Below are 12,578 nucleotides of genomic sequence, written 5' to 3' on the forward strand. Positions count from 1 at the left end.
AGTTTATGGATGAATTTCAAGAAATATTACAGGATTTTCTAGTTGAATCTTTTGAGCTTATAGAGCAGTTAGACCAAGATTTAGTCGAGCTAGAGACGAATCCTCAAGATCTGGATCTTTTAAACCGCATATTCCGTGTCGCACATACGGTCAAGGGCGCTTCATCGTTTTTGAACTTTGACGTACTTACCCATCTGACCCACCATATGGAAGATATCTTAAATAAAGCCAGACACGGGGATCTCATCATCACTCCCGATATCATGGACGTCGTACTTGAATCGATCGATCTGATGAAAGAACTTTTGACTACTATACGCGATACGGGTGCCGATGACGGTATAGACGTATCTGCCTGTGTAGCAAAACTTGATGAAAAATCAAGCGGCGTCGAAGCTTCCGTAGATATAGCATCCGGACAGGTCAAAGAGGAACAAGCGGTCGTCGAAGAGGTTCAAGAAGAACCGGAAGTTCAAGAAGAGCCGGAGGAAGAACCCAACTACGACGATATGAGCGAAGATGAAGTGGAAGCTGAAATAGCGAGACTTTTAGCCCAAAGACAAGAGGAAGACAAAGCAAAAAGAAAAGCGAAACTAGAGGCGGGCGAAGATGTTCCTCAAATGCCGGAGAACAAAGAAGAACCTGCCAAAGAACCTGAAGAGAAGAAAGAAAGTGCACCGAAGGCCGCTGCGAGCGCTATCGTTCCAAAAGCTTCGACGGCTCCTAAAAAACAGGAAGAGGCACAAGAAGAGATAAAAGCGGCAGCTCCTACGAAATCATCTCCTGCTATGGTCGAGCAGACTATTCGTGTTGACGTAAAAAGACTCGATCACCTTATGAATCTTATCGGAGAGCTTGTTCTTGCAAAAAACCGCCTGATCAAGATAAACGTCGATGTCGAAGAGCGTTACGAGGGAGAAGAGTTTCTTGAAGAACTCAACCAGGTAGTTTCCATCGTTTCTCTCGTAACGACCGATCTGCAAATCGCCGTTATGAAAACAAGAATGCTTCCGATAGGAAAAGTTTTCAATAAGTTCCCTCGTATGATCCGCGATCTTTCTCGTGAGCTGAACAAAAAGATCGACCTGGAGATATTCGGTGAAGAGACCGAGCTTGACAAATCCATAGTCGAAGAGATAGGAGATCCGCTGGTACATATTATCCGTAACTCCTGCGATCATGGTATAGAATCGGCTGAAGACCGTTTAGTACTGAGCAAACCTGAAACGGGCAAGATCATCTTAAAAGCCTATAACGAAGGAAACCACATTGTCGTTCAGATCGATGACGACGGAAAAGGATTGGATCCGGAGATGCTGAAAAGCAAATCTTTGGATAAAGGGATCATTACCGAAAAAGAAGCGGATTCAATGAGCGATAAAGAGGCTTTTGCTCTTATCTTCAAACCGGGCTTTTCGACAGCTGCTTCGGTAACAAGCGTTTCAGGACGCGGTGTGGGTATGGACGTCGTTAAAACGAATATAGAAAAACTAAACGGAATAATCGATATCGACAGCGAGGTCGGTCATGGAACTTCCATCAAACTGAAGATTCCTTTGACCCTTGCGATTATTCAGGCTCTGCTTGTCGGTGTACAAGAGGAGTACTACGCTATTCCGCTCGCATCGGTCTTAGAGACCGTCCGTATCTCTAAAGACGAGATATATACCGTAGACAACCGCTCTGTCATGCGGCTTCGTGACGAAGTTCTCTCTCTTGTTCATATCGGCGATATCTTCGAAGTCGAACGTATCATAGATGCCGGCGAACATGCTTATGTCGTCGTTCTCGGTCTGGCTGAGAGCAAACTGGGACTCATTGTCGATTCTCTTGTCGGACAAGAAGAGATTGTTATCAAATCTCTGGGAGAGTACCTCAAAGGTATGGAAGGGATTGCGGGAGCTACTATCCGCGGTGACGGAGGCGTTACTCTTATCGTTGACGTTGCGGCGCTTATGCAGATGGCTAAAGGGGTAAAAGCGAAACCTATGGTAGAATCGGGCGCATCAAGCGTCTCGAAAGAGAAGACAAAGCCGAGCGATTATGCCGTTATGATAGTCGATGATTCCAAAACGGACAGAATGATCATGAGAAAAGCCTTGGAGCCTATGGGCATAACTCTCATCGAAGCTGCAGACGGGCAGGAAGCATTGAATATTTTAAAACAGGGTGAACACAGTTTTGATGCGATGCTCATAGATATCGAGATGCCGAGAATGGACGGATACACATTGGCAAACGAGATCAAAAAATACAATAAATACAAAAATCTGCCGTTGATCGCGGTCACATCCCGTTCTAGCAAATCCGACCGTATGCGCGGCGTCGAATCCGGAATGGTAGAGTATATAACCAAGCCGTATTCATCGGATTATCTCGCTAGTGTCGTCCAGAGAAACATCAAGTTTAAAGCGGAGTTAGCATAATGAGTGATAAACTAAAAAATATTATCAGTAAGCAGAGTGATCAGCAGTTAAGAGGTACAGTAAGCCAATTAGAAGATGCCGTCCAGCTGGTCGGATTTATCATCGGCGATGAAGAGTACAGTGTGCCGATATTAAACATTCAAGAGATCATCAAGCCTATCTCTTGGACAAGAGTCCCTCAGACGCCAAACTATGTGCTTGGTGTTTTCAATCTCCGCGGCTCGGTCATCCCTTTGATCGACCTTAGATTGAAATTCGGACTGCAGTCAAAAAAACACAGCGATGAAACGCGTTTTATCGTGATGAAAGACGGTAACGAAGTTGCGGGGTTTGTCATAGACAGACTGACCGAAGCACTTCGTATCAGAAAGTCCGATATCGGTCCCGCACCCGATACTATGCAAGAGGATGAAAGCATGATCGACGGTGTGGGAAAACAATCCGACAGGATCATAACCATACTTAAAGTAAATAAACTTCTCGAGAGAGATTTTTAAAAATTGCTGTATGTCGTCCGAACAAAGATTATCGTACGCATCTGATCTGAACAACAGCCGGCTGGAGGTGATCCTCACCGGCGAAATCTCCTTATCTACTACACCGGAACTACAACGATACATAACAAACCGGCTATCAAATATTTCGGAACTGGATATCAACCTTGAAAACGTACTCTTTCTTGATACGGCGGGAGCGATATATATAAACGGTTTGACGGCGGCTCTGTCAAAAAAGAATATCCGAGTTTCTGTGACATGCAAAGATAAAAAGATATTAAGAACGCTTGGGGATATAAAAAATATCGACAAAGAGTTGAAGATCCCCGAACATAAAAGCAGATCGTTTGTAGAAAAGCTGGGTGAAGACTTTTATCTGCGTTATGAAAAATTTGCCGAGTTTTTGAACTTTTTCGGTCGGATCGTATACGGATTTTTTTATGTTTTAAGACATATATCCTCGCTGAGATATAAAGAGATATTCTTCGAGATAAACGAAAATGCCATAAGAGCCTTTTCGATCGTCGCGCTCACAAGTTTTTTGGTGGGTATCGTTATCGCATATCAATCGGCTTTTCAGCTAAAGATATACGGCGCCAATATCTTTATAATAGATATGCTGGGGCTATCCATACTCAGAGAGATAGCTCCTCTTATTACTGCTATCGTCATAGCCGGCAGAAGCGGTTCTGCCTTTACTGCGCAGATCGGTGCGATGAAGATAACAGAAGAGCTTGATGCCATGCGTACCATGGGGTTTGATCCCATCATTTTTTTGGTTCTGCCCCGTATCATCGCTCTTATGATAATGCTGCCTATGCTCATATTTTTATCCGATGTCATGGGAATAGTGGGAGGGATGCTCGTTGCAAAACTGGATCTTGGCATATCGACATCGCTGTTTTTAGACAGATTCAACGAAGTCATTGCCGTAAAACATTTTTACGTAGGAATATCCAAAGGGCCTTTCTTTGCATTTTTGATAGCTTCCATAGGTGTGTTTAGAGGTATGATGGTCAAAGACGATACGCAAAGCATAGGACTTAATACGACAAAAAGTGTCGTGGAATCGATCTTTGCGGTCATCGTTTGTGATGCCGTCTTTTCGATCATCTATACGAACCTGGGGATATAGATGAAAAAAATAATAAAGGTCAGGGATTTACAAACAAGATTCGGAGACAACATCGTTCATGAAGGACTTAACCTGCATGTATACGAAGGCGATATATACGGGATACTCGGTCCCAGCGGGTGCGGAAAAAGTACGCTCCTGCGGGAGATGGTGATGCTTCAGGAGTTTCAAAAAGGCATGATAGAGGTTTTGGGGTACGACATCTCGGACATCTCATACGATGACGCCCAGAATCTTCGTAAAAGCTGGGGTGTCCTTTTTCAAGGCGGAGCACTTTTTTCATCACTGAACCTCTATGAAAATATAGCGCTGCCTCTGCAGGAGTACACGAAGCTGGATAAAAAACTGATATCGGAGATAGTGGCATACAAGATAGATATAGTCGGACTCAAACAAAGCGATGCATATCTCTATCCTTCACAGATAAGCGGCGGTATGCGCAAAAAAGCGTCTTTGGCCCGTGCATTGTCGCTTGATCCGAAACTCCTGTTTCTGGATGAACCGACATCCGGACTGGATCCCATATCCGCCAGAGAGTTTGATAAACTGATACTCAAGCTCCGGGATATGCTGGGGCTTACTATCGTTATGGTTTCACATGATTTAAAATCAATTTATGATACACTTGATAGAGTCGCCGTCATAGACAACAAAATCATTGTTGCCGAAGGACGACTCGAAGACGTCGTCTCGATGGATTTACCGTTTATTCAAACATTTTTTAAGGCGGATATATGAACAATAAAGTAAATTTTACATTTGTGGGTTCAGTCGTTTTGGCGATCATATTGTCGATGGTCTTTACCGTGTACTGGCTTATGCGGCCGGCGGACGGGCACAGCCAAAAAGAGTATCTTATATATTTTAATGAATCCGTTTCGGGATTGAACCTGAACTCGCCCGTAAAATACAGAGGCGTAAACGTAGGAAAAGTAAGAGATATACGCATCAGCCATAAAAACACGAAGGAGATCGAAGTTCTGGTCTCCATCACATCCAACACGCCCATAAAGGAATCGACCACGGCTACGTTGAACGCTCAGGGGATCACGGGACTGGTATTTATCGATCTCTCTTTAGGCGACGAACGATCACCCAATCTGGTAAGAGAGGAAGGTGAGAGATATCCTGTTATCAGATCGAAACCTTCGCTTTTTAAACGGTTTGAAAGTTCGGTTGGAAATGTCACGGAAAAACTTTCAGGTATGCTGGATGGTACAAGCAGGCTTTTAAACGATCAAAACCAAAAGAACATAGCTGCCACGCTTGATGAATCTCAGGAATTCGCAAGAAAAATGAATCTTCTGCTTGATGAAAAAAGCATAAAACATCTCCACAGAACGTTTGAAAGTCTGGATAATATAACGTATAAAATGGACACGGTCATTATTCCTAAGGTGGAGCGTATGGCGGACAAAGGCAGTGCATTTACGGACAGCGTATCGGGATCGATGGCATCTGTTGCAAGCAGTTACAAAGTTATCCAGGCATCCATGGCAGAGTTCAATCGTGCGATCTCAAGCGGAGAGTTCAACATAAAAGAGATATCGAAAAATACGCTTGAGAATCTGGACGGTTCTTTGGAGAGCCTTCAAAACGTTATGACAGAACTCGATAATATTTTGAAAAAATATGAGAACAGTCCGAATGATTTTTTATTTAAAAAACAAGAGATCAAAAAAGGTCCGGGAGAGTAGAGTATGATGAGAATATTTTTTTACGGTTTGGTTTTGATATTCATATCGGGCTGTTCGTTTCAGACGGTGGTCAGTGCAAGTAACGAGTATAAGATCGATGTCGGTAACAAGATAGGCCGCTATGATTCTACGGGATGTAAAGGGTATGTTCTGCGGGTGAAGAACGTAGAGAGCTATACTCATATCAAGAGCCGTTCCATCTATTACGGCGTGGGTGATTACGAGCTCTCAACTTATACCAAATCAAATTGGCAGGAAGCCCCTTTTAAAAGTATAAAACACTCTATCATAAAAGAGCTGCGCGAGTCGAAGATATTTAAAGACATTGTTTCAAACCGCTCAAGCGTACAGCCCGATTATGTGCTTGAATACAGTGTCGAAAACTTTATTCAGCGTTTCAGTGAAGACATGAAGAGTTCGACGGTTGAAGTGAAGATACATTTTTCACTTATAAACTATAAAACTTCCAAGCTTCTTTACTCCACGACGATCGAGAAAAAACTGCCTTCTGCCTCCCTTGATGCCATAGGAGGGGTAAAAGCTATCAGCAGGGCTTTAGGCGATGTCATCGAACAAGACACTCTTTGGCTGAACGACAGATGTAAAGAAGATATAAAATGATAAAAGAGGAAATATACAAAAGCAGAAGAGAGTCTTTTTTAAGACGGATGAAAAAAGAGAGTGCCGCTCTGTTTTTCAGCGCACCGCAGAAAGTACGTTCAAACGATACTGAATACCCTTACAGGCAAGACAGCGACTTTTATTATCTTACCGGTTTTAAAGAGGATAATTCCGTCTTGCTTCTGATAAAAGGAAAAAAAACGACAAAAGAGATACTCTTTGTCCAGAAAAAAGACGAGACGCTTGAACTTTGGACGGGAAAACGTTTGGGTGAGACGGAAGCAAAGAAGCGATTTTCGGTAGACAAGGTATATACATCAAAGAGATTTGAAGCAAAGCTGAAAAAGTCGCTCTTAAATAAAAAAAGAGTCTATCTGGATATCTTCAGCGAAGATAAAAGAGTATTGCAGGTCAAAGAGCTTGTAAAAGAACTTTCAAAAAGCAGAAGCGCAAAATATACCCCAAAAGAGTTCTTGCATGCAAGAGATATTTCTCAGGCGATGCGCCTTAAAAAAACATCCCAAGAGATAGAGCTTATAAAAAAAGCCTTGAGCATCACAAAAGAGGCGCATCACAGGGCGATGAAGATGAAAAAAGCAGGGATCCGCGAGTATGAGCTTCAGGCGATGTTCGAATACGAGTTCAAAAAGAACGGGGCGTACAGTGACGCTTATACGACCATAGTTGCGGGCGGCAACAGAGGCAATACCCTTCATTACGTACAAAATTCCGAAGTATTAAAAAGAGGTGAACTCATCCTCATAGACGCGGGATGCGAATATGAGATGTATGCCAGCGACATCACCCGTACCATTCCGGTAAGCGGCAAGTTCACCAAATCGCAAAAAGAGGTCTATGAAGCGGTACTAAAGACGCAGCTTTTAGTGATAGATGCTATAAGACCCGGCATAAAAAAGAGTGAACTTCAAGAGACGGCAAGAAAATCTTTATGCGAAGCGCTCATAAAACTCGGTATCTTAAAAGGCGATGTAAAGACGCTTGTAAAAGAGAACAGGGACAAAAAGTACTTTCCTCACGGCATAGGACATTGGATGGGTATAGATGTTCATGACCAGTGTCCGTATAAAGATGAAAAAGGCGAAGAGATAACGTTGGAAGAAGGGATGGTTTTGACGGTCGAACCGGGATTGTATCTGCAACAAGACGATAAAGAAGTACCTAAAAGATACAGAGGAATCGCGATAAGGATAGAGGATGATATTCTAGTGACAAAAGAGGGATGTGAAAACCTCTCTTTTGATATCGCAAAAACCGTGCAGGAGATAGAATCTCTGTTTTTGCAAAGCCTTTAACTGTTTTTATTCTTAGAACCTACCAGCCAATAGGCAATGGCAAGGCTGATGATCACCGCACCGATGATCAAAAGCTCTTTTGATTTTTCCGATGAGAGCGAATAGATCAAGATTTTTCTGATGAGTGCTGCCATAGCCAGCATGATGAACGCACCTATGGCAAAACCTTTGCCCTGCAGATGGGTTATCTCTTCATGAATGAGCTCGATAGCCGCCCATAAGACGAGCAGACTGCCCAGAACCGTTAAGATCCCTTTTTCTATGCCTACATCCGAGAAGAAGAGCAGATAGATATCATAGACAAACAGACCGATGGCAAAGAAAGCGACAAGCGCCAAGGCTCCGGCAAGAAAAAAGTTGACATAGGAATTGAACTTTTTGAGACCCAGCAAAACGGTTTTTTCAAATTTCGATAGCGACAGAAACTTGCTCAATTCCTCTTCTCTGTAGGAGCTTGTAAGCACGTCGAGGTTCATATCTATTATCTTTTCGACGGCTTTGATCTCTTTTATGTGCTGCTCTTTATTGTAAAAATTGCCTTCAATGTTTTGCAGGATGAAAGTTCTGACAAAAGTGAACGCGGAGTTCACGTAATGTGTCGGCAATCCTATTTTTACGTGAACTTCGCCTATTTTGTAGAGGTGCATAAAATAAGACATGTCGTAGTTGCCGCAAAACAGATTGATAAACCACTCTTTTATCTTTTGACGGTGATGAGCTATGATATCTTTGTTTTTTAGGAACTGGGCCGTTTTTCCAAAACCCCAGATATAGTCGTAAAACCCGTCTATGAACTCTTCGGAAAGCTTTTCCATTCTCGGCTGCAACTCATGCAGTATGTGTGCTTCCTCTTCGGTGAACTTATAGTGTGTCTTTAAAGTACTGTATTGCTGCATGACGACTCCTTATTTTGATTCGTAGATATAGCTCCATCCGGTAAGACTTTTCGTTTTTACTTCTTCAAAGTAGGTGGAGTCCGCCAAAAAGTCTATGACGTGCATAGGTACGCTCGGTATGCTCATCCGGTCCTGAGGCTTTATCAAAAGCATCGGCATCGGAGTTTCATGCGAGGTAAGGGCGAATCCGACGGGCATGACCTGGCTCATCACCTCTGCAGATTTCGTTATATCGTAATCGGTGCAGAATTTGTCCAATATCAGCTCTTTTATATCTTCGCTGAAATTTTCCGAAGTGTTTAAAAAGATGCTTACATGAATGGGAGTATCTGAAAAATGTTCAGGTGCGGGAGCGGCCATGATGATATACTCGACATTGTCCAGATGAGCTGCGATTTCGTTTGTATTGAGATAGCTTTGAGTTTTAATGGCTTTGTTCTCTTGCATGTTCGTCCCTTTTACAGCAGTGATTTTATGACGTTTTTCACACCTTGATGCACATTATAGTTGGCTATGGGAAAATCAAGCGCTTCGTTCTCGAGGTTCACATTATATCGCGTCAGGTATGCCGCCAAAGTTTCAAGATCTATGGGTTCGTATGTGAGGCATTTGGCATCGTCTAGGGATGTTCTTAAAAGTTTTGAAGCATCGTTTGATGCCTGCAGCGTAAAAGCCAGCATCTTCAGGCTCACAAAATCCATCCATTCCAAAAAAAGTTCTGCAGAGAGGGAATCTTGATATCTTCCTTCGGGATTAAAAAGGAGGTCTTGTTCTCTTAGAGGGATGAGCACGGAGAGGATCGCCTTGCTAAAAGGCACAACCTTGTCCATCCAAAAAGGGCTTTCGTTTCTGCTTTTTAAAGTGGTATCAAGTGCTGTTAGTATCTCCTCTGCGGATCTTGAAGTAAAAAGTTCTCTTGTCGATTCGTTCATAAAGATTATTTCCAATACGTTTTTGCGCATTTTACATCGCATTGCATAACATAGGCTTTAAAATTTCAAGCTAAAAAGAGAAGATATGAAAAAGAGAGATTTTAATATGCATATTTTGTACTAAATTTTTAGACAATAATAAAATTGTAATTTTATAACTGATAGAATAGCTGTATTAAAACTTGGAGGCTGTAATGAAAAAAGTTGAGGCTATAATAAAACCTTTTAAACTTGAAGATGTGAAAGATGCTTTGGCGGATATCGGAGTGACAGGTATGACCGTAAGCGAGGTAAAAGGTTATGGGCGTCAAAAAGGGCATAGCGAACTTTATCGCGGTGCAGAGTATGTAGTGGATTTTATACCGAAAGTAAAAATGGAGATGATAATCGCCGACGAGCAGGTGGATACGGTAATAAATACAATCATCGAATCGGCTCGTACAGGAAAGATCGGTGATGGAAAGATATTTGTAACGGATATCGACAAAGTGATCCGTATTCGTACCGGCGAAACAGACAATGAGGCTATATAAGGATGGCTGAATTAGATTTTAAATATATTATAGATACGTTTTTCATGCTTTTTACCATGGTGCTCATCATCTTTATGGTGCCGGGTTTTGCCATGCTTGAAGCAGGATTGGTGCGTACAAAGAACGTAACGGCCGTTTTGACTACCAACGTCATGATTTATGCGGTCGCATCGACGGCTTTTTTACTTTTAGGGTATCAGCTGGCTTTTGGGACCTGGGAAAAGGTGGAGTACAGCATGTGGGCGGCATTCCTGTTCCAGATGGCGTTCGTGGGTAAGACCATCAACATCATGAGCGGCGGTGTGAGCGAGCGTGTCAGGATGATACCTCTGGCGATCTTTGCCGTCATCATGGGCGGGATCATCTATCCGCTTGTCGTTAACGTTACCTGGGGAGCAAACCTTTTAAAGGGCACGATGTTAGAACTTCATATGTTCGACCTTGCAGGTTCTACCGTCATCCACTCTACCGGCGGATGGGCGCTTTTAGCGGCGATCCTGGTCATCGGTTCCCGTAAGGACAGATACAAAAACGGGATGATAAAAGTCATTCCGGCTTCAAACATCCCTTTGGTCGTTTTGGGAGCTCTTCTTTTATGGATAGGCTGGTTTGGATTTAACGGAGGTTCGGTAGGTACTATCTCTACTAAAGAAGCGGCAGACAGTGTGGCTCTTACCATCTTAAACACAAACACGGCAGGTCTGGCAGGTGCCATTGTGGCGGGTCTGATCATGTACATAAGATACAAACTTTTCGATATCACGATGATATTAAACGGTGCCCTCGGCGGACTTGTCGCCATCACGGCGGGAGCGAACCTGTACGACATACACACGCCTTTGATCGTCGGCATCATCGGCGGGATACTTGTGGTCTTTGCAGTACCGTTCTTTGATAAGCTTAAACTAGACGATCCCGTCGGTGCTCTTTCGGTTCACTTGGTCAACGGTATCTGGGGGACGCTTGCAGTGGGGATCTTCGTCAAAAAGATTTCGTTTATCGACCAGCTCAAAGGTGTAGTGGTAGTAGCTGCTTTCACATTTACGGTCTCATATGTCGTGATATACATCATCAATAAAGTGATCGCATTCAGAGCCGAAGACGATATGCAGGTCCAAGGTATAGACGTCGTGGAATGCGGTGTCGAAGCATATCCTGAGTTCAAGCGCGCCATCTGATCTTTTTTCAATGCAAGCCGTTTCGTACACTTTTTAAAAGTGTGCGGAATAAACTCTCTTTTTCGCGCTATTTTGCATATTTTTTGATGAGACTTAATGCTTCTGTAACACAACCTTTGATAAAATCGTATCTATGATACGACACAGCAGTTCTTTTTCCATATCTCTTATTTTTCACATTCTTGTGCTTGTTTTTGCTGTGCTTATGTACAACTATGCTTCTTCGCAAAGAGAGAAAAGACGTGTCGCCGTCGATCTTTCCCGCTGTGTCATGAATTGTGAGTGCGGATGTATGCCAAAAGCGGAAGAAAAGATCAAACAAACTCCTCCAAAACCTAAAGAACCGCCAAAGAAAAAAATAGAAAAAAAGATAAAAAAGAAAATCGAGAAAAAAACTGTAAAAAAAGTCGCCAAAAAGGAACCAAAAAAGGTTCTTGTGAAAAAAACACCTGAAAAACCGATAGAAAAAGAGGTGAAAAAGATCGTGGAAACTAAAGAGGTTGTAGAAAAAACACCGCCTCCGGCAGCGAGCACGTCCGTCGAAGAGGAAGCACCTCAGGAAAAGGTCCCGGTCGAAAAAGAGGATACGGCAAAACAGGAAGAACAAAAACTCCAAGAGCGAAAAAGAACACTTCAAAAAAGATATATCAACGAGAACCTGCAAAAGATAGTTCAAATGCTCAAAGACAACCTCTACTATCCTACAAGAGCAAGAAAAAGAGGGATAGAGGGGGACGTTGTAGTTAAATTTACGCTTTTAAAAAACAGCGAGATAAAAGACGTAACGATCATCAAGCATTCACATGATATACTTGACTCTTCGGCCGTAAAGACCATTGAAAATCTACAGGGAAAACTTCCTGCACCCAGCGAAGAGATGGTTTTGGAAGTTCCCATAAATTATAGATTGAATTAGAGGGATCAAATGAAAAGAGTATTGATGTTTATATCTATCGCATTGTCGTTGTATGCAAACGACGCATCAAAAGCGGCAAAAGAGCTGGGTTATGTGAACTCGTTTGACAAAGGAATAGCAAAAGCGCAAAAAGAGCATAAGCTCATGATGCTCGTACTTGTCAAAAATGGCTGCTCATGGTGTAAAAAACTGGAGCGAGAAACTTTGTCCGACAGCTTTGTAAAGGACAAGATCAATAATTTCGTCAGGGTGCTCCTTGACAGAAACGACAAGATGCCCGATTACTATAGGACGCCTATCGTACCCGTGGTTTATTTTGTAGATCCAAAAACCAAAAGCAGTGTTTTTGAGACTGCGGGATTTAGAGAGCCCAATGAGTTTTTAGACGATATCCAAACGGCGGAGGATGATTATAACGCTTTGAAAAAATAGCT

14 protein-coding genes are annotated in these 12,578 nt (G+C 42.7%); 11 read left to right on the top strand and 3 right to left on the bottom strand.

Annotated features, from left to right (window positions below; genetic code table 11):
* Nucleotides 1-5 precede the first annotated feature (5 nt).
* From WCY03_RS03075 to WCY03_RS03105, 7 genes are read left to right on the top strand one after another with little or no spacing between them, the layout of a single operon-like run.
* On the top strand, nt 6-2,426 hold the full coding sequence (locus tag WCY03_RS03075) for a chemotaxis protein CheW (RefSeq protein ID WP_345993527.1): 2,421 nt from the start codon (nt 6-8) through the stop codon (nt 2,424-2,426).
* Nucleotides 2,426-2,923, top strand: a complete 498-nt coding sequence (locus WCY03_RS03080; RefSeq protein ID WP_345993528.1) for a chemotaxis protein CheW — start codon at nt 2,426-2,428, stop codon at nt 2,921-2,923. The genes WCY03_RS03075 and WCY03_RS03080 overlap by 1 nt, the downstream gene beginning before the upstream one ends.
* Before the next feature lie 10 nt (nt 2,924-2,933).
* Nucleotides 2,934-4,058 carry an MlaE family lipid ABC transporter permease subunit gene (locus WCY03_RS03085; protein ID WP_345993529.1) on the top strand — a complete coding sequence of 375 codons (1,125 nt, stop codon included), beginning with the start codon at nt 2,934-2,936 and terminating at the stop codon, nt 4,056-4,058.
* Nucleotides 4,059-4,796 carry an ATP-binding cassette domain-containing protein gene (locus WCY03_RS03090; RefSeq protein ID WP_345993530.1) on the top strand — a complete coding sequence of 246 codons (738 nt, stop codon included), beginning with the start codon at nt 4,059-4,061 and terminating at the stop codon, nt 4,794-4,796.
* On the top strand, nt 4,793-5,755 hold the full coding sequence (locus tag WCY03_RS03095; protein WP_345993531.1) for an MlaD family protein: 963 nt from the start codon (nt 4,793-4,795) through the stop codon (nt 5,753-5,755). Before WCY03_RS03090 ends, WCY03_RS03095 begins: the two co-directional genes overlap by 4 nt.
* A gap of 3 nt (nt 5,756-5,758) precedes the next feature.
* The gene (locus WCY03_RS03100; protein WP_345993532.1) at nt 5,759-6,376 is read left to right on the top strand and encodes an ABC-type transport auxiliary lipoprotein family protein; all 618 of its coding nucleotides are present in this window, start codon (nt 5,759-5,761) and stop codon (nt 6,374-6,376) included.
* On the top strand, nt 6,373-7,689 hold the full coding sequence (locus tag WCY03_RS03105; RefSeq protein ID WP_345993533.1) for an aminopeptidase P N-terminal domain-containing protein: 1,317 nt from the start codon (nt 6,373-6,375) through the stop codon (nt 7,687-7,689). The genes WCY03_RS03100 and WCY03_RS03105 overlap by 4 nt, the downstream gene beginning before the upstream one ends.
* Here the strand turns inward: WCY03_RS03105 and WCY03_RS03110 are convergent.
* The 3 genes from WCY03_RS03110 to WCY03_RS03120 are packed head-to-tail and all read right to left on the bottom strand — an operon-like array spanning nt 7,686 to nt 9,547.
* Nucleotides 7,686-8,585, bottom strand: coding sequence for a protoglobin domain-containing protein (locus WCY03_RS03110; RefSeq protein WP_345993534.1), 900 nt, complete (start codon nt 8,583-8,585; stop codon nt 7,686-7,688). The two genes, WCY03_RS03105 and WCY03_RS03110, sit on opposite strands and share 4 nt — an antisense overlap.
* Nucleotides 8,586-8,594: 9 nt before the next feature.
* Nucleotides 8,595-9,032 carry a hypothetical protein gene (locus WCY03_RS03115; RefSeq protein ID WP_345993535.1) on the bottom strand — a complete coding sequence of 146 codons (438 nt, stop codon included), beginning with the start codon at nt 9,030-9,032 and terminating at the stop codon, nt 8,595-8,597.
* A gap of 11 nt (nt 9,033-9,043) precedes the next feature.
* Nucleotides 9,044-9,547: a hypothetical protein gene (locus WCY03_RS03120; RefSeq protein ID WP_345993536.1), complete on the bottom strand. Its 504-nt coding sequence runs from the start codon at nt 9,545-9,547 to the stop codon at nt 9,044-9,046.
* 164 nt (nt 9,548-9,711) lie between these two features.
* On the opposite strand from WCY03_RS03120, the gene WCY03_RS03125 reads away from it, so the two are divergent.
* The 4 genes from WCY03_RS03125 (at nt 9,712) to WCY03_RS03140 (ending at nt 12,576) form a co-directional block, all read left to right on the top strand.
* Nucleotides 9,712-10,050, top strand: a complete 339-nt coding sequence (locus WCY03_RS03125) for a P-II family nitrogen regulator (RefSeq protein ID WP_345993537.1) — start codon at nt 9,712-9,714, stop codon at nt 10,048-10,050.
* A 2-nt stretch (nt 10,051-10,052) separates the two neighbouring features.
* Nucleotides 10,053-11,228: an ammonium transporter gene (locus WCY03_RS03130; protein ID WP_345993538.1), complete on the top strand. Its 1,176-nt coding sequence runs from the start codon at nt 10,053-10,055 to the stop codon at nt 11,226-11,228.
* Nucleotides 11,229-11,361: 133 nt separating this feature from the next.
* Complete coding sequence (locus WCY03_RS03135) at nt 11,362-12,144, top strand: TonB family protein (protein WP_345993539.1); 783 nt, start codon at nt 11,362-11,364, stop codon at nt 12,142-12,144.
* Nucleotides 12,145-12,153: 9 nt separating this feature from the next.
* A complete protein-coding gene (locus WCY03_RS03140) occupies nt 12,154-12,576 on the top strand; it encodes a thioredoxin family protein (protein ID WP_345993540.1) in 423 nt (140 codons plus the stop codon).
* The last annotated feature ends 2 nt before the right edge of the window (nt 12,577-12,578 follow it).

The sequence above is a fragment of the Sulfurimonas sp. HSL-1716 genome, from assembly GCF_039645975.1.
In the GTDB taxonomy this organism is placed as follows: Bacteria; Campylobacterota; Campylobacteria; order Campylobacterales; family Sulfurimonadaceae; genus Hydrocurvibacter; species Hydrocurvibacter sulfurireducens.